General features: G+C 49.4%; 20 protein-coding genes. 2 read left to right on the plus strand and 18 right to left on the minus strand.

The window, feature by feature from the left end:
- Positions 1 to 82 precede the first annotated feature (82 nt).
- Positions 83 to 1,189 carry an MFS transporter gene (locus AC4G47_RS21925; protein WP_491102637.1) on the plus strand — a complete coding sequence of 369 codons (1,107 nt, stop codon included), beginning with the start codon at positions 83 to 85 and terminating at the stop codon, positions 1,187 to 1,189.
- 25 nt (positions 1,190 to 1,214) lie between these two features.
- Here the strand turns inward: AC4G47_RS21925 and AC4G47_RS21930 are convergent, their stop codons facing one another.
- The 9 genes from AC4G47_RS21930 to AC4G47_RS21970 form a co-directional block, all read right to left on the minus strand.
- Complete coding sequence (locus AC4G47_RS21930) at positions 1,215 to 1,823, minus strand: DUF1349 domain-containing protein (protein ID WP_491102638.1); 609 nt, start codon at positions 1,821 to 1,823, stop codon at positions 1,215 to 1,217.
- A 170-nt stretch (positions 1,824 to 1,993) separates the two neighbouring features.
- Positions 1,994 to 3,067 (minus strand): formylglycine-generating enzyme family protein, encoded by a 1,074-nt coding sequence (locus tag AC4G47_RS21935; protein ID WP_491102640.1) that lies wholly within the window; start codon positions 3,065 to 3,067, stop codon positions 1,994 to 1,996.
- A gap of 23 nt (positions 3,068 to 3,090) precedes the next feature.
- Entirely contained in the window at positions 3,091 to 4,989 is a 1,899-nt protein-coding gene (locus AC4G47_RS21940; protein WP_491102642.1) for a rhamnogalacturonan lyase family protein, read from the minus strand.
- Positions 4,990 to 5,137: 148 nt separating this feature from the next.
- Positions 5,138 to 6,655 (minus strand): sulfatase family protein, encoded by a 1,518-nt coding sequence (locus AC4G47_RS21945; protein ID WP_458125988.1) that lies wholly within the window; start codon positions 6,653 to 6,655, stop codon positions 5,138 to 5,140.
- A gap of 42 nt (positions 6,656 to 6,697) precedes the next feature.
- On the minus strand, positions 6,698 to 9,115 hold the full coding sequence (locus tag AC4G47_RS21950; RefSeq protein ID WP_491102644.1) for a helix-turn-helix domain-containing protein: 2,418 nt from the start codon (positions 9,113 to 9,115) through the stop codon (positions 6,698 to 6,700).
- Between the two features lie 43 nt (positions 9,116 to 9,158).
- On the minus strand, positions 9,159 to 10,031 hold the full coding sequence (locus tag AC4G47_RS21955) for a carbohydrate ABC transporter permease (protein ID WP_491102645.1): 873 nt from the start codon (positions 10,029 to 10,031) through the stop codon (positions 9,159 to 9,161).
- Between the two features lie 61 nt (positions 10,032 to 10,092).
- A complete protein-coding gene (locus AC4G47_RS21960; RefSeq protein ID WP_491102646.1) occupies positions 10,093 to 11,061 on the minus strand; it encodes an ABC transporter permease in 969 nt (322 codons plus the stop codon).
- Between the two features lie 24 nt (positions 11,062 to 11,085).
- Positions 11,086 to 12,663 (minus strand): extracellular solute-binding protein, encoded by a 1,578-nt coding sequence (locus AC4G47_RS21965; protein ID WP_491102647.1) that lies wholly within the window; start codon positions 12,661 to 12,663, stop codon positions 11,086 to 11,088.
- A 205-nt stretch (positions 12,664 to 12,868) separates the two neighbouring features.
- Entirely contained in the window at positions 12,869 to 13,405 is a 537-nt protein-coding gene (locus tag AC4G47_RS21970) for a hypothetical protein (RefSeq protein WP_491102648.1), read from the minus strand.
- A 229-nt stretch (positions 13,406 to 13,634) separates the two neighbouring features.
- Between AC4G47_RS21970 and AC4G47_RS21975 the strand changes: the two genes are divergently transcribed.
- Positions 13,635 to 13,901: a SunI/YnzG family protein gene (locus AC4G47_RS21975; RefSeq protein ID WP_491102649.1), complete on the plus strand. Its 267-nt coding sequence runs from the start codon at positions 13,635 to 13,637 to the stop codon at positions 13,899 to 13,901.
- A gap of 150 nt (positions 13,902 to 14,051) precedes the next feature.
- Here the strand turns inward: AC4G47_RS21975 and AC4G47_RS21980 are convergent, their stop codons facing one another.
- From AC4G47_RS21980 to AC4G47_RS22020, 9 genes are all read right to left on the minus strand, one after another.
- The gene (locus tag AC4G47_RS21980; RefSeq protein WP_491102650.1) at positions 14,052 to 15,014 is read right to left on the minus strand and encodes a glycosyl hydrolase; all 963 of its coding nucleotides are present in this window, start codon (positions 15,012 to 15,014) and stop codon (positions 14,052 to 14,054) included.
- Positions 15,015 to 15,042: 28 nt separating this feature from the next.
- Positions 15,043 to 16,053, minus strand: coding sequence for a carbohydrate ABC transporter permease (locus tag AC4G47_RS21985; RefSeq protein WP_491102652.1), 1,011 nt, complete (start codon positions 16,051 to 16,053; stop codon positions 15,043 to 15,045).
- Between the two features lie 28 nt (positions 16,054 to 16,081).
- A complete protein-coding gene (locus AC4G47_RS21990; protein ID WP_491102654.1) occupies positions 16,082 to 16,981 on the minus strand; it encodes a carbohydrate ABC transporter permease in 900 nt (299 codons plus the stop codon).
- A complete protein-coding gene (locus tag AC4G47_RS21995; RefSeq protein WP_491102655.1) occupies positions 16,978 to 19,563 on the minus strand; it encodes a DUF5696 domain-containing protein in 2,586 nt (861 codons plus the stop codon). The genes AC4G47_RS21990 and AC4G47_RS21995 overlap by 4 nt, the downstream gene beginning before the upstream one ends.
- A 14-nt stretch (positions 19,564 to 19,577) precedes the next feature.
- Positions 19,578 to 20,198 carry a YIP1 family protein gene (locus AC4G47_RS22000; protein ID WP_491102657.1) on the minus strand — a complete coding sequence of 207 codons (621 nt, stop codon included), beginning with the start codon at positions 20,196 to 20,198 and terminating at the stop codon, positions 19,578 to 19,580.
- Positions 20,179 to 21,645 (minus strand): NHL repeat-containing protein, encoded by a 1,467-nt coding sequence (locus tag AC4G47_RS22005; RefSeq protein ID WP_491102659.1) that lies wholly within the window; start codon positions 21,643 to 21,645, stop codon positions 20,179 to 20,181. Before AC4G47_RS22005 ends, AC4G47_RS22000 begins: the two co-directional genes overlap by 20 nt.
- A gap of 11 nt (positions 21,646 to 21,656) precedes the next feature.
- Positions 21,657 to 22,520 (minus strand): carbohydrate ABC transporter permease, encoded by an 864-nt coding sequence (locus AC4G47_RS22010; protein ID WP_491102661.1) that lies wholly within the window; start codon positions 22,518 to 22,520, stop codon positions 21,657 to 21,659.
- Positions 22,521 to 22,522: 2 nt separating this feature from the next.
- Positions 22,523 to 23,434 (minus strand): carbohydrate ABC transporter permease, encoded by a 912-nt coding sequence (locus AC4G47_RS22015; RefSeq protein WP_062833376.1) that lies wholly within the window; start codon positions 23,432 to 23,434, stop codon positions 22,523 to 22,525.
- Positions 23,435 to 23,509: 75 nt separating this feature from the next.
- On the minus strand, positions 23,510 to 26,437 hold the full coding sequence (locus AC4G47_RS22020) for an extracellular solute-binding protein (protein WP_491102663.1): 2,928 nt from the start codon (positions 26,435 to 26,437) through the stop codon (positions 23,510 to 23,512).
- Between the last annotated feature and the right edge of the window lie 121 nt (positions 26,438 to 26,558).

Raw genomic sequence — 26,558 nt, forward strand, 5'->3', positions numbered from 1 at the left:
TCCGGGTGAGTTAATATTTCAACTCACTTTTTTTATTCATAAGAAATATAATGATCGTTCTATCTAAAAGGCGGTGGATTTAATGAAAAAAATTATCTTTCCAGGCATTGCGCTTATCGCTGTATGTTATGCGTTCGGGCGATTCAGTTATGGATTGTTTATGCCGGAAATTTCGGAAGCCTTACAATTGAATGATGCAGCCTCTGGCGCGATTAACTCAGGAACGTATATTGCCTACTGTCTGTCCCTTCTAACTGCACCACTGTTCATTAATCGCAGGGGACATCATTATGTCATTCAGTTGGCAGGGATCAGCGCAGTGCTCGGATTAGCTGGCATTGCCTTGTCTCAAAATGTATGGGTTCTTGCATTTAGTGTATTTCTAGCGGGTTTGAGTACAGGCTGGGCCTCTCCAGCCCTCGGTAACACAGTTAATGCTGAGCTTGCACCCGATCTGCAAGCAAGAGGCAACAGCTGGATTAACACAGGGACCAGCTTCGGGATTGTAATCTCGGGTCCCCTCTACTGGCTGTTCACGGATTACTGGCGTCTAACCTACATCCTGTTTGCTGTAATCGGTGTTGTGGTTCTGTTTTGGAACAGACGTGTTATTCCGGCAACCAAGACACCGCCTTGTACCAAGTCTATCTGGGCATGCATGAAACCAACCAGACCAGGGTCAGCTCTGCTCATGGCTTGTCTGTTGACAGGTTTCAGTTCTGCAATCTATTGGACCTTTGCCCGAAATTTCCTCACGGACGAGAAAGGGGCCTCCGATTCGGAAGCCGTGTTATTCTGGATTGTGATGGGGGTTATGGGGATACTCGGCGGATGCGCTGGTCGCATTATTGAACGTATCAAGATTGGGTCGTCCTACCGAATAGGCATACTGTTATTGGCTATTTCGCTCGGAGTTATTCTTTTGCCATCGATGACTGCCAGTCTGATCTCTGCCATCATGTTTGGCAGCACGTATATTTTCCTGACCAGTGTGTTTATTGTATGGGCAACGAGACTATTCAGTCCGAATGTATCCATCGGAATCAGCCTTGCCTTTCTCGCGCTGGGTGTCGGGCAATTTCTCGGCTCTTCCATGGCAGGTTACACCATTGAAGTGTTTTCCAATACTACGGCATTCCTGTCCTTTGCTGTACTCGGCCTGTTCGGATTGCTAATTCGAGTGAAATGAATAACAGAACAACCTTCTGATCGTGTTATTCTACTCGGCGAACACTTCCGGTCACTCCATGTTGAAGCTGTACATCTGTAAAAGTAACCTTCGTCCCTTGCCCAATTGGGGACTGGGCCACAATGCCAACTTTGATCTCATCCGGGCAGTCGAGGCCGAAATAACGTACCAGCTTCCACTTCTCTCCATCCTGAGAATAATGGAAAGCAAAGCTGTTGCCTGCCCGGGCTACACGTAAATAAGGCTTGTTAACGTCTACAGGTTCTGATACACAATCATCCGAGTTTCCACGAGTAACGACACTAAGAATGGAAGGCTGTTCTTCGAAATACTCAAAGCAAACTTTAGCCCAATTCGTATCGTCCACCCTCACCATCAGACAGCCCGAATCATACTGTTCTTTCATCTCCACCTGTACTTGAGTGACGATGCTGAAATCTCCCTTGATTATCGTATGTAAAAATGGAGCTGAGGCTTTCACCGGCTCACCTCCCGGATCAATGAAAAAATCACTGATCGGCGAAACGGTTATCGTTACTTTGCCGTCTTCGATGGACCAATCTGCTGGCTCGTTCAGCCATCCCAGGTTGGCAGATAATGTTTTACCTGAACATTGTTCGAATAGATTCGTCATGTGGCACACCCTTTGTCTGTGATTTTGAATTCGCTGAGTTCTCTGTTGTATTCGTGAAATAACGGAATTATCCTTTCGGATCAGTAAAAGGAAAAAAGCGACTCACATGAGTCGCTTGTATTCCTTTCATATATACATAATCGTATTCGGTATGTCATATCAATAGCACGCTATACCGGCAATACATCAGATGCACATCTGAAACCGATATGTCCGGTGGATGTATCCGGCGTATTGGAAATCCGTGCTGCCACTCTGTACCGATTGCAATAGGAACGGTGGCATAGGTAGGAACCACCTTTTAACACCTTGCGAATTTCATCGGGAGAAGCAACAGTCTCAGCAAGTATAGACTGCTCATGATCCCTGACGTAGTTGTCAGCGCACCATTCCCATACATTACCTGACATGTTGTACAGTCCAAATCCGTTGGCAGGAAAAGATCGGGAGGGTGCCGTGCCCGCATAACCATCAGCGGCATTATTTTGAGTTGGAAAGATACCTTGCCAGATGTTGCAATGGTGCAGTCCATCCGGCCGCAGAATGTCCCCCCAGGGATATTTCTTTTGGATTAATCCACCACGGGCTGCATATTCCCACTCAGCTTCTGTAGGCAGGCGCTTACCCGCCCATCCACAATACGCATTGGCATCGTTCCAGGAGATATGAATAGCGGGATGGTCAGCCCTGTCGTTCACATCAGAGTCAGGTCCTTCGGGATGAGACCAGTCCGCACCTTCGACAACCCACCACCAGGGCGTTTGCTGCACCACGGTACGAACATGCGCAGCCGTTTGCGAAGAAACGAATAAATGAAAAACAAAGGACCAGCCGAATCGCTCGGCCTCTGTTCGATACCCGGTCTCCCGCACAAACCGTCCAAACTGCGCATTGGTCACCGTGCATTCATCCAGATAAAAGGAGTCTACCTGAGTTTCCCTGACAGGCCCTTCCCCATCTCCTGCAAAAGCTTCCGGGTCATTGGTGCCCATAAGGTAACGTCCACCTTCAATTAATATGCTGTTCCTGTCGTTTCGTCCGGCGATGTATTCATCGTCTCCCGCCAGCGCATCAGGCGGTAGACGGTCAACGAAAAGTGGAGATACATGGTCGGATGCTGCACTCACCTCACGGGAAGCCGTCGATTCAGGCATGTCCTCTGATCGAATTCCCTCCTTAAGCCTGCCGCTCCGACTTGCAGAGCAACAGCAGGAAGTTCCCTTTTCGGGTATCTGACCATGCATCTGAAACATCCCCTTCCACTGGTTTAAGACTCCTGATCCCCATTGTACAAGACAGGACGAATGTTCGGAACCGTTGGTGTTGTCATTCCTTCACCCAGATAATAATCGGTCAACAAGGATTGCATATATCCTTTCACCGCCAGTCCATTGCGGTAAGCCGGATTATGCGGCAGCGTGTAGATGCGGACATCGGATGGTATCGTTGTTGTGTACAGACGCAATTCTGTGAAATCACTCGTTTCATAAAGAACTTCCTCTCTCCAATCCCCCAGCAGATCGCCATAAAGTACTGGGGCGTTTCTGGAATTCACGCGAACATCATCGGCTGTAAACAGACGTGTTGTCGTGTTCTGCTCCCAATCCCACTTCTCCACAAAATTCTTATCCAACAGCTCGCCGAGCACATCACCATCCCACCAAATTCTGAAATTGGTCGAGGGCTGGACTGAGCTGATCACTTCACCATGCACATTGTAGATATTGCCTGAACTGGACCACATCTCAAGCCCATTGTGCCGTGGATCAATATCCGCCAGCGTTCCCCGTGCCACGTCCTCCGGGATTTCCCCTGTACGAATAATATCGCCCGTTGCCGCATCGGCATAAAACCAAGGAAATTGATTGACGTTTCCATTCTCCGCCTGCTGAATCCCGAATTGCTCCAGCCCCGGTCGATCCGGATCAATGTCAGTAATGTGGAAACGATCGCCATGGACTACACCCGGCAGACTGTACAAGGTCTCTCCATTATCATCCAGTGCCCAGCCTCCGAATGACACCTCATCCTTCCCATCCCCGTCAAGATCCAATATACGAATCTGGTGGAAAAACTCACCGTCCGCTCCAGCATGTCTCCAACGCTCGGTCAGGGCACCGTCTGCATAATCATAGGCTGACGTCACATACTGAAAATTACGGCTAAGCGCACGATTCTTGAGCGCCGTAATCAAGCTTGGATGTTCACCATCCAGATAAGCAATGCCAAAGTGCCCACTGAGCGGACCATCGGCTGCATAATCATTGGTTATCGCTGTGCGTGCCGCTTCTGTTCCGGTCAGTCCATCCACGACGGACACATATTGAGCACGCTCCGTTGTCGCAGGAACGACCTGACCATCTGCAAACCTCACTCCTTCAAAGGTACGCAGCAGTACTTCAGCCTTCCCGTCACTGTCCAGATCAAATACCGTTATATTGTCGTTGTCCCGCCAGCCTCCAAGTCCCGGCACTCCAAATTCACTGACGGAAGCAGGCGGCGCATTATATGTATCTATCGTTGTGACACTGTATGGACCCAGATCGATCCGCCACAGGAAACCTTCGGTCAGACTGTAGGCTTCCACATATTTATTCCCTCCGTTCACCGGAATTCGGGTGACCACGTATTCATATTCCCCATCACCGTCCAGATCCCCAGGCCAGCCATGCTGCACAAAATAATCGGACGCATTGGACGTTATATTTTGCAGCGGAATACTGAAATAATTACGGATCTCGGGATTGACTGCCAATACAACCTCGGCACTCGCACCCTGTAACCCACCGTCCACATAAGATTTCACGATATACGTATGGCTCTGGGTTACGTCCACATTCGTATCTGTATAATTGGTTCCCTGCGTCAAAGGCTGGTCGTTCAGCTTCACCTCTTCTGTGCCCGTCCGACGATAGATATCAAATGTAACCTGCTGCGGTTCGGTCCCAAGCAGACGCCAGCTCAGATACACCTTGTTCTCTCCCAGATATACGGCAGTAAGGCCTCGTCCCAGATCTTCAACCAGACGTGGTGCAGACCCTTCTGCGGCATTTGCCTGAAGTACTCCCCCTCCCGGTGATACAATACCTGTCCATCCAATAACTCCACTTAACAGTAACGTGAATAGTACTTTCGTTCCTTTGGTCACAGTTGATTTGGTTTTCATTTACAATTCCCCTCCATCGATGGTTAGTATATGTATAAAAAAAAGCAAAGCCTGTTATCTCTGTCCCCACGAGCCAATCTAATGAGATCGACTGATCTGGTTCAGCAATAACTGCTTTGCCTCCGGATGCCCGGTCAACATGGTCTATCTACCGCTCTAACGGCTTGGTTCCTCCACGATCATAGAAAAAGGGGCCTTTCGCCCAACTGACAGCCAGATGCATCAGCAGTTCGGTCTTTAATTGCTCCCGAATTACAGCATGCTGCTCCTCATCATACAGGTTCGTCCACTCATGAGAGTCAACCGTCAGGTGATACAATTCACCCTTCGTTTCATGCACTCTCGATGCAGACTCCGCGACAGAGCCTTCCATGTACAGAATGAGCTTCCACTCCGCAGTCCGCCACATATAGGCCGGAGCCGAATGAGGTGCCGTTACTCCCTTTCCATGGAATTCACAGAACGTTCCGCGATGCCTGAGATCGCCCAGCAGATCGACACCAGGCAGCATCGGATTCGCTTCAAGTCCAGCTGCGCGTGTCAATGTCGGCACCAGATCCACCAATTCCGCAGGCATCAGATCAATCGTTCCGCGCTTCTGCTCCTGAATGTGGGTACCAGACAATATGAGCGGCACCCTTACACTGCTGTCATACAGATTATATTTGGTGAAGCGAAACTGTCGTTCCCCCAGCATCTCTCCATGATCCGAGACAAATACAATCAGCGCGTTATCCAACCTCCCCTGGTTCTCCAACTTCTCCAAAGCGAGTCCAAAGTAATGATCGAGCCAGGAGCAATTCGCCCAGTATCTGAGCGTAGTTCTCCTTCGCTCCTCCAAACTGCGCTGGTCCCATACCTTCTTCTTGTCGAGGTACGACTGTCGACTATTCAAATTCAGTTCATCGGAAGCTGCCAGGTGAGTCTGCATTTCATCCTCCCAAGGCGGTTGCGGGATATCCGGAATATCTTCCAGCCTGTACAGGTCTTCAAATGCTTTGGGTACATTGAACCCGGCATGTGGCTTCAGGAAAGACAGATAAAAAAATAACGGTCGCTCCGGGTCTATCCCTTCATCCAAAAATTGCAGCGCCTGTTCGGCTACCCAGCCATCCCGATGCTGATTCATTGGAATCTGACTCGTAAGCCCTGTATAGCCATTGACATTTTCCTCACCGCTACCAAAATCCTTGGTCTCCTGATGGTAAGCTTCCAGTGCTTCGGGATGGGAGTCACCCATCATTGTCGCTCCCTGTTCATAATGACCACTTTGACGAGAAAGTCCGATGGATCTTACTTCGAACCCTCGAGTTGAAGGCTCATCTACGCCCTCGCTATGGTTCCAATGTGTTTTTCCGAATCCGGCTGTCTGATACCCTGCGCGGTGCATTAACTCCGGCAAAGGTTCGGAAGGCAGCTTATCTTCCTCGAACAATCCGCCATAATTCGTTCGGACCCCAAGCTGCGACGGATAATATCCCATCATCATGGAGCTTCGGCTTGGCGCACACATTGGCGATTGGCAGACCGCATCGCGGAAAGTGATTCCCTCGGCTGCAAGTTTATCGAGATTCGGTGTATGAATATGTTCATTGAACGTTCCAATACAGTCCCATCGCTGCTGATCCGTCATGAGAAAAATAATATTTGGCTTGTCCTGTGACACGTCACATCCCACTCTCCTTTGGGCTGAAAACTAGGGCGTGATTTAAACGGAGCGGTTACCCCGATTGTGCCCGGTATGCTTGTGAATCTCTTCCCGGTAACGACTTGGCGTCGTTCCCTCGCTTTTCTTGAATAGACGATTAAAGTAACTGGGCTGATAGCCCACCTGCTCCGCAATTTCACTGATCTTGACGTCTGTCGATTCAAGCAACTCCTTGGCCCGGTGGAGCCTTACCTCAGTCAGATAGTCCACAAAGTTCTGCCCGAATGCCTGCTTGAATGCCCGGCTTAATGTGTAGGAATGAATCCCGTGAAGATCTGCCAATTCATCCAGCGATAACGCTTCTGCATACTGCTGCTGCGCATGCTCCTTCATCTGATGAACAGCCATCTGTATCTGCTTCTCTTCCTTGCCTGTGAATTCCTCTACACATACGTGCACAATCCGTTCCCTGAACCACAGGAACAGTTCATCCAGATCATGCAGATGCAGCACCTCTTCATACATTCCTACACCAAACAGTTCAACCGGGTCTTCCCCTAATTGCAAAAGGGTATGTTGTATGCGTGCCAGCAGTTGGAATAAAGCCTGACGAACATGCTTCTCTGGCGCTTCAGATCCGGCATACATGCCTATAAATATGCTGAACTGTTCCAGAGCAGTGTCCTGTTCACCACTACGTAATGCCGAGATGATGGTCTGCTCCAGCTCAAGCGGATAAGCTCCATGTTCATTCACATCCTGCTCTGCCTCCTCATTCATATCAATGATGGTCACATTGGAAGAGAACTGTCTTTTCCTCAACACAGCCCTCGATTCTCTGACCAGCTGCGGGATATGGGAGGCATCTGATGTGTGTTTGCTGATCGAGACTGTCATGCGAACGTTCCATTCCGACTGCACGGCTTCCAGCCAATGCTGGGCCATCCGAGATAATTCTCGCCTGAATTCAGGCATCTCTGGTTGAACCTCTGGAGGGACAGCAAGTAACAGCGCAATGGACATGTCATGGTAATTGATCGTTTCAGCCCGGTAAGGAAGTCCCTCCAACTGCCTGTTCAGAATGTCCGTTGCGGCAAAACTGATCCACTCCTGAGATTCGCTCCGATTTCGCTCTTTAGCCCCATATAGAAGAACTGCACTCGGACGCATGTGAGCAAACAGGATGATGAACCGCTCATCCCGAAGGACCCAGCCCAGCTGTGCCAGGCGTTTTTTCCATTCATGGTCGGATGACAATAACAGATGACCCAGCGTGAGCTGAATCAGCAAGCTTTCCCGGGCGAGTGGAAGCTGCTCTTCCAACCGTTGCTGCAACAATTCTCTCTCCTGATTAACGCCGATCCAGCGCTGTTCAATATGCTTGATTTCATCCAGTTGTACAGACCCATTTGAGCGGGTAGAAGCTGCGGACAACAATTGGGGAGAGGATAACACTTCTGGCGCTATAGCCTCGACCGGTGCTCCAGTCACGGTAAATATTCGCAGTAATTTCGTAAACGGTTTATAGAGCTGGAGCGAACCGACCCACGACAGGATCAGAGCCAGCAATAGTCCCGATCCGTTGACGAGAAGAACAATTCGGGGTACAGACACAATCGGAGCTACAATTTCATTGAGGGGAACCGCAGACAGATAAGTCCAATCGGTACCCAGTCTGCGGAAGGTGCCCGATTGAACCGAGTAGGTCAGTCCCTCATATTCCATCAGGAAAGAAGACAGATTCCCTTCCAGGTTCAACATATGTTCACGGACAGCATGTTGTAATCCACCAAGCGCTTGGTCTTGTGGGAGCATGGGCTTGCCCTGCTCATCCAGCAGGAATGTCGTCCCGCCATTATACGGGGACAAGGTCTGTAACATGTTACCCAGTTGCTTGTTATCCAGCGTGATTGTTAATGCACCCAGTGCATCGTCGCTTCCACCCGGAAGCCGATTCACCATCATCATGGACATGCCATCCATGGAGCGGGACCAATATGTGGCCTGGGGCTGGTGAGTTAGCAGTTCATACTTCTCAATTTCCCCAGCATCTTTAACAAAATCATATCGTTCAGAATCCATCTTCACGGCCCGTGGTTCCCCCAGATACAACTGAACTTTGCCGATCAGTGTATTGGAATTCTGGATCATCAGCAGCAATCGGTATAGTTCATGAACCTGTTTATACTTGAATACAAAATCGAGCTCTTTCAGACGGTTATCGAAAACCGGATCAAAGGCCCACTGCGAGAAGGTCAATTCAAGCGCATCCAACTGTTCGCCAACCCACACGGTGCGTTGTCCAAATTGATGCAGATGGGTTTGCTGCAAAATCTTTTCCATTTTGACGGTGACCCAGCCATACAACAACACCCCTGTAATGACTCCCGGAATGCAGGCGATAAACAGAATCATCATCAGGCTGCGCCTGAAATAACGTCCTTTGGGTAATGGATCAGCTGTGCGCTTGAATATCATCTGAATGGACCTCCTTTCCGGGAATCCCCGCCTGAATGCAAATTTATCCTTTGACCGAGCCGATCAGGGCTCCTTTGGCAAAGTGCTTTTGTATAAACGGATAAACCACCAGTACTGGCAATATGGCTACAATGATCGCGGCCATCTTCAACATTTCTGTCGGCGGTGTCTCCACCAGCTGTCCAGGCGCAACCAGATCAATGTTTGATGCATTCAGCAGCATGTTTTGCAGCAATACTTGAATGGGCCATTTCGCAGAATCGTTTAGATACAATAGTGCCGCGAAGAATTGGTTCCAGTAGCCTACGGCAAAAAACAATCCAAAAGCAGCTAGCGCGGGCATCGATAATGGTAACACAATCGTGTACCAGGTCCGGATGGCACTACACCCATCGATAGACGCTGCTTCGCTGATCTCTGCAGGCAGGCTGTCGAAGAAATTTTTCATCAGCAACACCGTCCAGCCATTGGCAAGCGCAGGCAGGATCAGTGCCCAGATATTATTGATCAGCCCCAGTTCCCGCACCAGCAGGTAATTTGGAATGATGCCCGGGCTAAACAAGATGGTTAGTACAATCAGGAACATCAGTATTTTTCTGAAGTGGAATCGCTTCTGGGACAGCGCATAAGCCAGAGAGGATGATACAGCCAGGCTGCACACCGTGCCGACGGTTGCCAGAAATGCACTGTTCCCCAGCGAGCGTGCAAAGGCAGGCGTGGATAACAAATACGTATAGGCTTCAACAGACCAGCGTTCCGGGAAGAGTACGATCTTCTTTTGCAAATACTCTCCGGGGTCCGTGAATGAAACAACGAAAACATAATATAGCGGGAAAAACATGACCACAGCCAATAGTCCAAGCGTAACCACATTCAGGGACTGTCCAATCCGCTCACTCCATTTCATGCGATGCATTCGAAACCTCCTCTCCATTGATCAATGGCTGTCCCGGATATGGGTCGGGTACCGGAACTAACTAGTAGACGCCTTCCTGACCCAAGCGCTTTACCACACGATTTGCGACAACGACCAGCACCAGCCCAATTACGGATTTGAACAGTCCAACCGCTGTACTGTAGCTGAAATCGCCCTGCTCAATCCCTGTGCGGTATACATAGGTGTCGAATACTTCGGCCACTTCAGATACAGCGCCGTTGTACATAAGGAAGATTTGCTCAAACCCAACCTCCATGATATCTCCTAGTCTTAAAATCAAAAGCACGATGATGACACTGCGGATGGCAGGCAGCGTAATGTGCCAGATCTGGCGCAATCGTCCCGCTCCATCCATGCGTGCCGCCTCATACAGCTGAGTATCCACACTCGCCATGGCGGCCAGGAACACAATCGTGCCCCAACCTGCTTCCTTCCACATTGCTTGCAGGGTGACCATGATCCAGAAGCTGTCGGGGTTCGTCAATATATCCACGCGGGGCCATCCCCATAAAACGAATAACTCGTTAATCAGCCCCGTTCCTTTGGCGAACAGCAGCAGCGTTAAGCCGGCAATGATTACCCAGGAGAGGAAATGCGGCATGTAGATAATCGTTTGAATCAGTCTCTTATACGCCACACTTCGCAGTTCATTGAGTCCCAGGGAGATCAGGATCGGAAAAGGAAAGAACAATATCAGATTGAGCAGGCTGATCGCCAGCGTATTTCGAAACAACAAGGCAAAGTCCGGATTATCAAAGAGTGCTGTAAAGTGCTGCAAACCAACCCACTCACTGCCCTGAATCCCCCGAAAGGGCGAGTAATCCTGAAACGCAATGATAATGCCCCACATCGGGATGTATTTGAAAACGAGGAAGAACAATATGCCTGGCAGTGCCAGCACATATAACGACCGGTCACGCCGAAGTGCGGACAGCAGGTTTAACCTTTTCTTTTTGGATGAAGTCTGCTTCCCCTTAACCGTACTCATTCGTTGCTCATGGGTGCTCATGGTTTGCAGCTCCTTCCCTCAGATTCACTGTCCATTTCTTTTCTTGTAGGCTTCGGTCATCTCATCACTCACGGCCTGGAAATTCGGATCATTCCGCAGGGTTTCCACAAAGGCATCCCAAGCTTCAATCGGCTCCCGGCCCAGAATAATCTTTGCTTTCAGATCCTGGATCTTCTTGTTGAGTTCAGGCAGCACCTTCTGCCCGGTCTCGGATTGAAGGCCAGCAGCCAGATCCGCCACGCTCGTTTTGTCTCGCTCTGCCTCCACTTTTTTGAACAGTTCATTGGCCCGGGTCTCTTCATCGGTTTCACCAGTGGTATCCCAAGGCAGGTCGATGACGTTAACGATATGATTGAAATCCGACGCGTTATCCGCCGTCAACTTTTCACTACTTGCGACCTTTTTGCCATCGACCACTTCATAATGTGTACCTTCAATCCCGAACTGCTGGATTTCAAACACTTCCGGATTCATCCAGGTATCGACGAGTTGGAGAATTCGTTTCATCTTCTCTTCCGGCACACTGGCAGGGATCGCCAGAATACCGTTGTACCCCGAACCCTTCGGATTATATCCATTCAGATTGGTCAGAGGATAGAAATCCGTATATTTGAAAGAAGGATCGACCTTCTTCAGGTCATCGGCATAGATTTTGCGCATCGTGCCTGTCTTGTCCACGATAATACCCGCCTGATTGCGCTTGAACAGTTCTCTGGCCTGCGTCAGCTTGAGCGAAAGCAGATCTTCCGGCATCATGCCGCTGCTATAGGCTTTGGTTAGATATTGAAGGGATTCTTTCACCTCGGGCAACAGCTCCCTGTAGACCAGCTTCCCCTGAGACTCATCCCATTTCCAACTGCTATTGGTTCCGATAAAAGAACTCTCAATGGCACCGAGAACGGGGCCCAGATTACCTCCCCAGCCGAGATCATCGGGACTAATATACGCGGCAAGTCCTGTGGTATCTTTGGTTCCGTTACCATCAGGGTCCTGCTCTACAAAAGCCTCCATCACGTTGAATAACTCATCCGTGGTCTCTGGCACCTGCAAATTCAATCGGTCAAGCCAATCCTTGCGGATGATGAAAAAAGAATCTCCAGTTACCGGACGAGGCCGCGGGATACCATAATTGTTGCCGTCTGCTGCCTTGGTCGTATCCCATGCAATATCAGGAATGCCTCCACTGAGATTCGGATAGTCCTTGATATAAGGGGTGATGTCCCAGAAAGCACCTTGTTTGACCATCTTGGTGAAGGTACTTCCAAACGGATCATTAATCATGATCAGATCAGGTATATCCCCGGAAGCCAGTGTCAGATTGAGCTTGTCACCATAAATATTGTTGGAGACCCACTGGATATTCATTTTGGAATTAGTCGCTTCTTCAATGGCGCGTTTGATTACATTATCATCAGCAGCGGGGACAGCACTTGGCGTGATGGTCATAATGCTAACTTCCAACGGATCGTCTCCATTGCCGCTGCTGCCACTCACCTGTTCTTCTTCCTTACTTCCGCATGCACTAAGTACCACGGACATGACCATGACAACCGATATGATCCAGGCCAGATTACGGGTGTTACGTTTCCCCACTTTTTGCATAGGCTTTCCCATCCTCCTTAGTCTCTTAAACCTATAGTCTTAATCGGATTAACGATTAAAAAAGGGGCTTTGACAGGCCTTTGAAGAAGATTCTTCCTGACCGGTCAAAGCTTTCACTCACTATAACGAACACCCGTATTTCCTGCAATTGCACTTTTTTGCACCTGTTAGAAACGTTAGAAAGCGCGCCATGAACCCTTTCGCTTCAACGATAGGGTCTGATGATGCGCTCGTCCCATACTTGTACTTCAATATATCGTTCCGGGCCTTGATCGCCTAGACGGTTCCATTCTTGAGGCCAACCATAGGCCTGAATAATTTCCAGGATTTCATCCTTGGTGTAGATCTGCTTACGGTAAGGTTTATCATCGGAATAACGCATGGTTGGAAAGAGGTCTCCATACGTGAAACTCACAACTTCGGCAGACAGATCTTCCCACGGAATGATCAATTGATCCGGTTCGGTATACCAGGATGACAACCATTCACATGCACCGAGGGTCATATAGTGGGGATATGGATTGGTCGGGGTTCCGCCTTTGCCCTTAAACTGCTCGTACGCTTTATGTTCAAGTGCTCTTCGGATGGTCATATAATCCGCTGATCGCTGACTGGCAAAATTCCGGCCTTGATCACGGATTTGTTGAGTAACTGTTTCGGCTTCTTCATTAGACAGGCTTGAGAGATTTCGGAAAGGACCAAGACTTTTTTCAAAATAATGATACGCGTTCAAATCCGCCATACGAATCTCACCTCCAACAAATCGCTCCGTATCCATATTCGTTAGTCATAGTGTACATCATGCCAACATTTATGGAAATATCTGTGGCAAAATATTACCATTGGATAAAGTTACACTTGGGTACTTAATTGCACGGGGGAAATTCACTATTATCAAGGAAATATTAACCAATAAGTGGTAGACTAATAAAAAGTATTTATCTTCAGCAAGCTTAAAGGGAGGTCTTATTATGTTTGGTGTTAACGTCAAAAAAATAAAAGATCAACTGGTCATCCGGTGGCAGTTTTCCAAAATTGAAATTCCCATCCCACATATTACATCGGTCACCATGGATGATACATATGGTGGTAGCGAACCATCCGCCATTCGGATCGGTCCAGTCAATGGAACAAGCGAGAGGATTCTGATTCGCACGGTTAATCAATCGTACATTTTATTCACTTCCAGCGTAAATTTATATACCAATATCCAAGCTATGCTTCACCCGTCAAACTAGATTCTTGTTCGAACCGGATTCCCATGTTTCTCGGAAGAGGGGTTCCACTTACATATGTACGCCACCAAAAAAAGCATTAGTATTCGCATTATTTCTTACAGCGAATACTAATGCTTCTCTGATTCCAATACATGCTTGGCAGTGGAGTTCTTATAACCAACTCCACTTCGGTAACTGATCCAGCGTAATGACCTCTTCGCTGTGATACACTTTCTTCAAAAACGCCACATCATTATGCGTTCCGTCTCTCAGGAATCCACCTGTCCAGGTACAGAACCAACTCCAGTGGACATCCTGTTCCTTCATCTTCTTGGGGTCCGGAATAGAGCCGTTCTCGGCGAGTGCAATGATTTTGCTATCCTTCACAAGCTCACGCAGGTTGGCGTAACGTGCAGCCAACGGGCTGTGGTCTCCTGCTTCCGGGTATACATCCACACTGACAATATCCACGACATCATCACCCGGATACCATTCCGGTTTTTCCGAGTTCCAGACCCAGATGAGATTGTTCAGCTGATGTTCTTGAACCAATCGATCATACAACAAACAATATAGCTGTTTGGCAGGTTCGGGGCCTTTCGCTCCCCACCAGAACCACCCACCTTCTGCTTCATGAAGTGGTCGGAATAATACAGGTACACCAGCATCCTTCAACTCTTGCAAGTGAACTGCAATCGCATCGACATCCCGGATCAATAACTGATATGCTTCCGATTCAGTATCAGCCAGCGCGAAGGCAAGATCATAGGTAGTGGCATCCGTATAGAACCCCCTCCACCACTCTTTGCCAGGTTCATCTAGCAGATCCGTTGGTGCGTTCCAGTGCCAGCATAGTGTCACGATCCCGCCTTGCTTGTGCCAGTCTATCGCATCCCGAATCTCCTGAGAGACCGCACCGCGATCTGTTCTTGAAGGGGAATATTCCATGAGATCAAAGCCAATCACAGCTGGCTTCCGGCCTGTATTTTCATTAATCCAGTTAAGATTGCTGTAATCCTGCTGGCCTGACAACATCCCTTTTCGATAACGCTCGACCAGGAACGCCATCAACTCTTTTGCTTCGGATGTCGCTGCTTTATTCACCGGAACTCTGCTGATCTCACGCACTGTCATCTCTACACCTCCAATTGGGTTTACCATGTTAACCCACTACACCAGAACGTTCAATACTCTCCACGAAATAACGTTGCACGAATAGGTACAAAATAATCAGCGGTGCAATCGCCAGCAAAATGCCTGTATCCACGATCATGGCCACATAGTTTGGATCAGCCTTGATACCCGAGTTCGAACCAAAGCCCATCAGTTGCGGAATCAATTGGTTCGCCTGAGCCGGCAAAGAAGCCACTTTCAGTGAAATCAGCGGACTTTCGCTCATGAACAGTGCCGAATAAAACGTATCATTGTACTGCCAGACAAACGAGAACAGAATGACCGTAATCAGCGGCGAGATTGCATTAGGCAACATGATACGGGCAAATGTCTTGAATCCACCTGCGCCGTCAATCAGTGCGGCCTCCTCGATTTCCTTCGGCATCCCCTTGAAAAACTGCCGGAAGATATAGATGAATAGCCCCGCCTTCAGCCCTCCTGCCGTAGCAGCCGTAATCATCGAAGGCCAGTACGTATTGAGCAGGTTAATCCCGTTTTTCCCCGTGAACAATTGAATGATGCCCATAAAGTCGAAGCTGCGGAAATGCAGATACATCGGTACCATGAGCGTACTTGTCGGCACCAGAATAGTCAGAATCACCAGGATAAAGAGCACATGGCTACCCGGAAACGAGAACCGGGCGAAGCCGTATCCGGCAAGTGCACAGGATATCGCTGTCAGAAGCGTTGTGATGGTAACAAAGAGTAAGGTGTTCGCCAGCAAGGGAAGAAAATCCATCACTTGGGCTGCAAGCCGGATGTTATCCAGTGTAAAATGCTGGGGAATCATATAGATCGTCGGATTGTAAATATCCTGCTTATCCTTGAACGCGACTGAAACTTTGAGAAATAACGGATATAAAATAATAAATGAAATTCCGATGACCAGTGCATATCTGAATATGGAATAGAGAAGGTCCGATGTCTTGTTTCGTACCCGCTGCATGTGGTAATTCTGTTTTGGAACCACTACCATGCGATCTGTTCCTGACGCAGCCATAATCTGAAGCCTCCCTCAACGTTAACCGTCAGTTGTAATGAACCCGCCGTGACAACACCCAACCCACTACGATCAGTACAAGGCCAATCACCATGGTATATAACCAGGACATCGCCGAGCTTAAGCCAAAGTTCTGGGTTTTGAATGCGGTCTGATAGATAGCTTGTGTGACCGGACTTCCGGCAAATGAATCAATAATGGTATAGATGACATTCGTCAGAATCAACGGACTGACCATGGGAAATGTAATTTTCCAGAATGATTCATAGGCTGTTGCTCCTTCAATCTTGGCAACCTCGTACATCGATCCCGGCACCGATTGCAGCGCGGCGAGGAAGATCAGAATCTGGACACCTGAACTGCTAATAATCTCATAGATCCGCATGATGGCTTCTACAATATAATCCACATAGGCCATCGGCAATCCCACATCCGCCAGCATCCGCACAATGGATACCACGTTGAACGAAGCCCCGCCATCCGCAGATGCATCGACCGCACTCGCATCCCCCATCAGATTGATTAATCCCGCAGACTCAGCTGCTGCAACTGCACTGGAAGCCAGAATAACCGGCAAGAAGAAGATTGCACGCGCCATCGTTCTGCCTCTGAACTTCTGGTTAAGCAGTGTCGCCGTGAACAGACTGAAAAACAGTATCATCGGCACATTCAGCAGCATCGCTCCAACCGAGTCGACCAGAATCCGGTTGAACGTCGCGTCAACCAGAAGCGCATCCTTGAAGTTTTTAAATCCAACGTATTCCAGGACGTATCCGCCCGGAGCAACAGACAGATTACTCAGACTGAACCGGATGGATTGCAGGAGTGGCGTGGCAAAGAGGAAGATGAAGCCGACCAGCCACGGCGATATAAATGCAAGTCCAAGCAGCGCTCTCCGTGACTTCAGCGATAATCGAATGGTTCTCATCGGTTCACTCCTTCCACCACATAATCCGTCCCGCCAACTGTTGTTCCATCAACAGTAACTGAATCCACATTGTAATTCACAAGGATGGATGTACCGCCCGTATAAGTGATCCGGACCACGCCATCCTGGATGCGTTCATGCTTCAGGATCTGCTCATTCTCCAGTTCTCCCAGCACTTCATTCGCCTGCTTATACAAGGCAACAGCGTCATCCACCCAATAGCCATACTCAGTCGCGTAGGCCGAATCATAATTCGTAAGTTTCAGCCGGGAAGATGGTTCATATGTCCATTGAAAATACGGAGCTGCCCCAAGCTCCAGGCTGCGCAGCAATTGTTTGCGGAGATCCTGATCCCCCGACGTGTTCATCGGAGAGGCAGCATAGTTCATATATCCATGAATAACCATCGCATAAAAAGGAACTTCTTCATCGGTAATATTGAACCGACTCGACCCTGCGGGTACATTCACAACATGTTGTGCACTTCCCCAAGCGTAGCTATTTGCTGCTGATATCATCAGGTTTGGATAGGATTGTTCCAGCTGTCCCAGCTGTTCCTTCACAATGTTCTTCGCCGTCTCCCGATGAATCACCCGACTATCCCGATAATCGGAAGTCAGGACTTGCCCAAGATCACGGAGGGATAATCCGCCGAGGTCCAGTTTATTGAATTTATCGGCAAACTCAGTCACCACATAAGGGAGCTTGGCCGCTGAGAGCAGAAAATAGCTGTCCTTGCTCTGATCCATGCGATTAAGGGCAGGACTGTATGGATACAGTTCTGCTGTCTCTTTCGTGACAAAGCGTGCCGCATCCGAAGAGGGAGCAAAGCGCATATCATCGTGATAAATGTGCTGGAAAGCCACATCCGGGAACAAGGCTCCGCCAGACTGCCCAAGCTTAGCGGACAACGCCTGAAGTTCGGAACGACTGCCTACTTCACTGTCCAACTTCACCTGGGTTGGCATATGATGACTGATCCCACCGCCGAACCATCCCTGATACCGCATTTGCACGCGGTTTACACCTTCCTGCTGCAACTTCGCCGCCATTTCAGTAGCCTGTTCGTACGTGGTCATAGCTAGAGTGGAACGATAGGGCACGCCCAGGAACGAAGCCTCTTTGTCCACCGCACCAAGTACATCTACATAGAACGGCAACTCCGTCTGTTCTGCGCGTGGCTTCAATACATCCTGCTCTATCAATTGCTGCTGATACAGACGGGCCATGCCCGAGTAACTGGCATCTTCTCCATGAAGGAAATGATAACGCACCTGGATATCTCCACGGAAAGGCTCTTCGCTAAGCAGCTGAATCTCCTGCATTTTCTGCGAGGTATACATCTCCAGCTCATCCTCACCCCGCAGGGAGAAGGTCGCATGCACATGGTTGTAACTGTTCTGCCTGCCTCCAATATCTGCAGAGATACTGGCAATGCCATCCCCTTTTTCAATCACCGCAAACCAGGCATTCTCCCCGTTCTTCAGACCAAACACAGGCATATACGCTGATTCACTAACCTGAGGACGACTGAGCGAATTATCATTTGGGTCTGCGCCATAGACGCGCTGTACATACTGTTCTTCTTGGGTTTTCCCGTTGTTCAGGTGGATCAGGCTGCCTGAACCGTCAGGCACGAACATGTAGCCCTCACCTTTCGTATCCGCAGCACCAAAGTAAGCGAGCAAATCAATATTCCGAATGCGATATTGCCCACTTTCCTGAACTTGACTCAAAGGGACGGTTACGACAAGTGCGCCCTGATCCAGCCGGTATTCCACAGGAATCACGAAGCTGGGCTTATCCGATACGCCTCCGCCTTCGACCCCATTCTCCTGATTGTCAAAGGCCAGATCGTCCGCCGTGTAACCCGCCGTCTCAAAGGCTCCCAACATCTTGTTCAGCACAAGCTGTTTCGAAATCTGTCCATCCAGCCGCTCCAGAATATCCGGATTGTTCTTGGTTGGATAATAACGGGCAGATGTGTATCTTGCGACAGTAGCATCCAGTTTGGAAAGAATCTTCTCCTCCAGGCGCTGCTTGCTGATCAACTTCGGCAGTGCGTCAATGCCAAGCGACGTATCACCAAGCGTATAGTTCACCCGAATCCCCTGATCGATCTGCCCCACAGTGAATTGCTTGTTGCTGATGCTGGAACTGAAATTCGGAAAGTTCTCCAGTGTACCCATCGCATCCCGGAAAGACACGTTCAGTTGGGAGGACAGCACTTCTTTTTCATATGCGGAAGCGAGACTGTCCCCATCCCGTTCTTTCGGGTTACTATACCAGATCTCTCCACTTTTCCCGTCACGTACTGCAATTTCTGTTGTCTCCTCGTTATAGTACAAGGCCAACCCCTGATCTTCGGCGACCAGTTGCATACCAGGCACCCCCTGCGAAGAGTCGCCAAGGAACTGCAACGGTTCCTCCGTGACGGGCATGGCTTGGGTTGTTGTATCCAGATAAGCCGCGGCTTCTACGGCAGGAACCCCCCTGTTGTTTATATACAGCAGCCCGGCTGCAATCATGATTACAGCTGCACCACCAGCCAGCACCGTATATAGTCGTTGCCTTTTGTTCACGGATGCCGCCTCCTTTAGGTCCGAAAAATCAACTCACGGTAAATGTTATAACCGAATTCGTACAACTGTTGCAGCATGCTGAAGACGAGGGCACCAAGGAATACGATAATGCCCATCACAATGAGCGTTAGCACCATGGTAATGATTGTTTTAATCACGGTGTACTGGTGAACCGTCATCATGCCAATGAACAGAAGCAACACAAACCAGAAGAACGCGATGCTATTAAAAAGATAATAAAAAGCAGTCTCCTCCTGCACCATGAAGCGGCTGATCACGATCATCGGGGCATAGATCAGAATAACCGGAAGAAGAGAGTATCCTGTCGCAAGAACGATTTCTCTGAATTTCCCTTCCCCTTCCATCAAGGTCGTTACCGCCCAATTGGCTGTGCACCATAGAAAGAACGGGATTGCAACTGTGGCGATCTCGATGATGCTGTTAATCGTACGAGGATCGATGTAATTGACGAGAAATCCTGCGTACTGCTTTTGCAAAATCATCATGATGATGGTAAGCACGAGCGCTGCAAAAGCAACGAGCAGCCGTCCCCGGTTATCCGACTTGAGGTCCCAGAATGCATCAATGGGGTGAAAAATGAGATGCAGCGGAAACTTAATGAAATCCTGCTTCACGATCAATCTGCCTCCTCCGTCTCCATTTAACCGCCACTCGGGTCAGGATCAGAATGATAATCAGCGCGATCGCAGCGGTCAGGAATGTGCCGAAGTGTTCCTTCATCATCTCCCGCCGATGCCTCTTGAACGCGACAGAATAACTCTTGCGGTCCATCCCAAGTTCGAAGTAACCCAGCGCTTCCTCGTTTTTCTTCTCCATTAATAAGGACTTGCCGATACCAATATAGGCGATGTCATAGTTGGCATTTAGCTTCAGCACTTCTCTCCAAATATTCACGGCCTCCGTGTCCTCTCCACGATAGTGGAGTGCCACCGCTTCGTTCACACGGGAACCAAAACGGGTTGGCTCATAGACGACAAGATTGTTCTTGCCCCGATCCAGAACCAAGTGGTGCTCACCGGATTGTTCAATCGCGACAGGCGTTTTGAGGGTACCCACCTGATTTCCTTTGCCACCGTATATGTAGAGCAGATGACCTTCATCGTCATACGTGAACACCCGGTTTTGTGTCGCATCCAATACACTGTACATGCCGTTACCCAGCACTTTCACATCGATCAGTTTGGATGGACCGGGATTGTTGCGAAACCGGATATCGCCTTTGACGTCAACATAACCAAACCGCTTCAGTACATCTTCGCCAGACGGGTTGAGGCGTTTGATCGGTTCATTCGAGCCGGGATCAATATTCGTCGCATACACGAATCCTTTGTGGTCAATGTCCGCATTGGAGAACTCCGTTGGGACAAACAGGACCATCTGTGCGCGCTGGGCTTTGGTTGATAACATGCGCCAGATATATTCGCCGTAGTCCCGCTCCACTTTGTTGGTACCGACGTATCCGATAAATTTCCCACTCTCGTCAAACTGCATAATGCCCTCGTAGACCCCCTGTGCCACAACGTACACCCGGCCCACATGGTCAACCGTCAGCTTCAAGGGTTGGAACTGGAATTGGGTCGAAAGGATATCCGACTCGGGCTTCGTGATCGTATGAATCAGCGCTCCTTCTCCATCCAGAATGACCACACGACTGTTGCCCGTATCGGCAATATAGATGTGTTCTTCTTCATCCACAAACAATCCGCCCGGAAGGTTGAACGTCTCCTTGCTGCCATCCATCATGAATCCATCAATGACGCGCAGCAGCTTAAAACTGGTGTCCAATACGATAATTCTGCTGTTGCCGCTATCCAAAATATAGATCAACCCGGAAGGAGAAACGTTCACATCACCGGGGTCTTTGAACTCACTAATGCCGAGGTCACGACCTGATAGGGTACGCTCGGGCAGATAGGCATCCGGTGAGGGAACAGCCTCTTTCCAATAGTTATAGTTGTAACTCTCATACGGCGCCGGGGAGGCCGCCGCAGGCACGGCATTCACCAGCAGCAGAGATACTGCCGCCAGGAGAACAAGCCATCTTTTCACTGTGCGTGCCATATCGTTCCCCCTTAATCCTTCATGCCCGAGCTCGCCATCGTCTCAATGATTCTGCTCTGAGAGAAAATAAATAGCGTGATCGGCACACTCATCAAAATCAGTGCTACCGCAGCACCCGCTCCTGCCCGGGATATGCCGCCCTGAATAATCTGACCCGCTGCATAGTGCAGGGTCTTGAGCTGCTCGCTGTAGATGTATCCATTCCCATCACTGCCCCATAACATCTGGAACAGCAGAATGATCAATGTAAGCCAGGCTGGCTTCACATTGGGCATGACGATGGACCAGAAGATCCGGTATTCGCTGGCACCGTCAATCTTGGCTGCTTCTAGCAGCGCATCCGGGATCTGCTCCATGAACTGCTTCATCAGGTACAACCCGAGTGAATAGGCAAATGCCGGAATGATAACAGCCCAGTACGAGTCAATCCATCCGAGCCATGACATGATCATATAGTTCGGAATCGCCGTCACCGCAGGTGTGAACATCAGTGACAGTACGACCACTTGGAACATGAATACTTTGCCTGGAAACTTGTGCTTGGCAAGCGGGTAGGCCGCTGCGGAAGCTAGCAGCACATGGCCTACAATTCCGATACCTGTAATAAATACCGTGTTGAATATATAACGTGAGAACGGCACCCACGAGTCACTCAGCAGATTCAGCAGATCCGTAAAGTTGCTGAACGTGGGATTTTTGACAAACAACGTTGGTGGAAAGGTGAAGATTTCATCCAATGGTTTGAATGCATTGTTGATCGCATAGATCAACGGCAGCACCATGAAAGCACCGAATACGAGCAGAAGGGCAAACAGGGAGAGGCTTCCCGATAGCGAGCGATTCACCCGCTTTTTGCCTGTCGCAATTGCAGCCATAGCTATTCTCCCACCCTTCGAAGCAGTTTCTGTACCAGCAAGTTGGTGCCCACCATAATCATGAATAGCACGGTGGCAATTGCTGATGCATATCCCATCTCAAACCGCGTTGTACCAAAGTCGATCAAATGGGTCACCACCGTCTCTGCTGCATAGTTCACGCTCGGGAACCCGGCCAGCGCGATCGACACATCGGCCACGGCAAACGAGGTTGTGAGCTGAATGACTGCGCCAAACATCAACTGTGGACGCATCGAAGGCAGGGTAATGTACCATAGTTCCTGCCAGCGATTTTTGATCCCATCTACCGCTCCTGCTTCATATAACGTCCGGTCTACGGTCTGCAAACCGGCGATAAACGCCAGAAATCCGGTTCCGAGACTCAGCCACAGCTGCACGAGAATGAGGATGGGCATAATGTAAGCTTCTGTCTTCAGCCACTGGATCGGCTCCAGCAGAAAACCCCATTTGATCAAGAGCCCATTTGCAATACCATAACGATCTCCCGAGAAGATCATCAGCCAGATAAAATACACATTGCCCGAGATGGAGGGCGCGTAGAAGATCAGCGTCATGAACGCTCTCCATTTCGGTGTTAACTCATTAATGATCCACGCGAAGACGAAACAGGCAATATAACTGATCGGCCCGGTAATAATGGCGAACAACAACGTATTCTTGATCGCAATCAGGAATACATCATCCTCCAGAAACAGGCGGGTGTAGTTCTGCCAGCCAATAAACCGCGGGAATTCCAGCATGTTAAAGTAGGTGAAGCTGAGTATGATCGAGATGACAACCGGAATCACGGTAAACATGATGAACAGGAGCATATAAGGTGCAAGCAGAACATAGGAATGTTTGCTGGCCTTCATTTCCTGGAGCTTCCAGCTCCACCACGATTTCATGCCCATCCTTGACGCTTTCTCAGGAGGACTGTTTTGTCCGTCTCGGAGTGATATTTGTGGCACGATTAACCCTCCCTCTGCTTACGGAAGACCAAATTCATTACGCTTGACGCGAATCTCGTCCTGAATATATTGGGTATAATCCATGATGGATTCCCTGGCTTCCACTTGGCCAACAACGGTTTTGTAAAATGCATTGAACAGATGGCGGCCTGTAAAATAACCACCAGGTACTTCGGGAATACCCTTCACGGTTTCGAATTGGGCTTTGAGATTCGCATAATCCTCCGCAGGCCAAGGCAGGGAATCCAGCGCCTTGATGTTGGCCGTTGGATAACGGGCAGCCGCACCCATCAGTCCTTCCATCTCCCGTCCGAATTCAGCCTGAATCGGCGTACTGGTCCACCACTTCATGAACTCCCACGCCGCGTCCTGATCCTTGGCACTCTCCAGCATCATGACCGCGCTGCCTCCACCCGGGACGTCACGATTTAAGGTACCATCTGCCTGAACGGTTCCTGGGACAGGAACGAATCCCCACAGTCCCCGAATCTCCGGTGCAAATACAGACAGCTGGTTGTACATGGTGTAATCCGTTAGTCCAATAGGCATCTGTCCTGTACGGAAACGGTTGGCAAAATCATATTCCCGCTCCAGCTTGTAATCGGTATAGAATTCGGTCCACTGCTTAAAGGTCTCGATTCCGATCCGGGAATCCAGATCCGATTCCTTGTCATCGTTACGATAAAAGGCGCCGCCGTTCTGTAGCAGCATCGTTGCATACTGCGAGTTCGGCGGAATATTGACACCCTGCATATTCGCCTGGGTCACAACCGGCATGCCAAATTCCATGTGATTTTTGCTCAGAATCGCGAGTAGAGCCTCGACATCTTCCCAGTTCTGAGGCACTTCAAGTCCGAGTTCTTCGAGCACATCTTTACGATAAAACAGCATGTTAAAGGTTTGCGTTTCCGGGAGGGCATATACGCCCGAATCATAGGCATACGGTACAATTGCACTTTCCCTGAACTCCTGTTCTACGGTGCTGTAGTCGCTGAATTGCGTCAGATCTACAGCCGAGTTCCGCATCGCAAAGTTCACGGGCAGGTCATTACCGATCTGCATGGCAACATCGGGTCCCTCACCGGACAAAGTCGCTGGCAGCAAGGTTCCCATATTGACCAGCTTCAGATTCACGTTAATGCCACTGTCTGGTGTGAAGGTCTTGTCAATCATCGCCTTCATCGTATTCGCCTGGTCTCGTCCGCTACCAATCCAGACCGTTACCGTGCGTTGATCTTCTGAAGTGGCTACATTGCCGATCTGGTTATAATCAATGAAGAACGAATGATAGAATATCTTTGCTTCATGACCGAGCTTCGCGAGTGGTCCCATGCCTGCTCCGGGAATATCACGGTCGATCGAAGTGACGTACAGTGCATCGATTTCAAGGGGTTGCTCTCGTGCCTGCTGCACCCAAGTTCCGAGACCGCCCGTGTTGGTTTTGTATGCCGCAAGCCGTCTCGGAATGGTATCCGGCTTGTCGATCATCTCATCTAGTTGCAGCGCCATTGTCTTGATCAGCGCTTCCTGATCACTAGACTGGCCTGATAGAAGACGAAGCTGTGCGGCTACGTCTTTGAGTCGTTTACTTTCCCCGCTGAACACTTCCAGCAGGTTCGGAATCTGTTTCTCCACCCGGTAATCCCGGAATTCATCAGGCTTCGTGCCTGTAATCATCAAAATTCGTCGGTACATGGAGTTCAAGTTGTACAGACTGTCTTCCACATTGCGGATAAGGGGTGCAAAATCACCGAGGCTGTTCTCCAGCCGTAGCACATGCTTTCCTTTTTCCAAGTGAAACTTGTATGCTTCCTTGCCGCCCATGACGTCAATGCGATAGTCACTCTGATAACGGAAAGGGGCTTTGGCCATCTCTGCAAACGGAACTTCACCATCAATGGTGAGCTTGCGTGTGGAATAGATGCCTTTGACAAAATTCTGCTGTCCGGTAAAACCGATATGATACAGCCCGCTCTCCGGCACATCCACTTCCCATTCAATCCATTGTCCTGGCAGACGCCAGTTAAAGCCGCCAATCGTATTAATGCGTACCTGGGAAGCGCTGTAAGGAGATACAGCAGAACTTGACCTTTCGCTGGTCGGGTATAACGTAGGTGAAGATTTGGCAATCGCGGCTTCTCCTTCAATGCGAATAAGTACATCCTTCGGCTGCCCGGAGGAATCCGACTGTTGTGCACCTGCAGTTTCCGCGTAAGGAACAGCTGTCTTCTTATTGAAAAGACGAATGGACCGAATCACCATGGGTTCACGCGATGATTTCAGCGTTAGCGTGTGCTCTCCTTTTTCCAGGTAAAACTTGAATGGAGCCTGTTCATACCCGTCGGAGTCCTGGAACGTTTCTTCCATCCAGCGAGGTTGCTCCACTTGTCTCGGACGAAGATCATTGCCTTGATTATCCTGCTCAACGACATCTTTCTCATTGGCCCACACCCGGTCAAACTGCAAATAGGCGGCTTCCGCAAAAGGAAGTTCACCATCAATGTACAATGCACGCTCAATGGCCGAGCTCTTGCCTTCAACGGGATAATAGATGGCGGACAGGTTATACAGCCCCGTCTCCGGCACGTGAATGGTCCAATCGACTTGTCCGGTCTCTCCGGTATGGAGAGATACACCATCCATTCCCTCATAATTAGTCAGTTTGCGGACGTCTTCACCTTCGGCTTTTATGTAATCTCCTGCTTCAATGGTGATGTCCACATTCGGCTGTGTAGCCTGATCCGTTCCGGATCGATACTGTTCGTATCCCTTTTTCTGCCGGGTCTGCTGCAAGACTGCATCCACTTCAATGGCAGGCAGACTGCCAGGTGGAATGTTTGCACTCTTCACATCAGCGCCGGAAGTTACATATAGAATGATGCAGGCTGCCGCCACGATGATTACTGTGGACAATATCCATTTCTTACGTTGTAGAATTCCAGCCATCCTACGAGTCCTCCTCATCAAGGCTGATGCCAGCAATGCCGATTTGGTGGTTCAGGAAAAAGGAGCTACGTGCAACATTGCCGACACGAGCCCCTGCCTGAATCGTTTGCTGGTGATAAGT

The sequence above is a fragment of the Paenibacillus sp. Negev47 genome, from assembly GCF_058313655.1.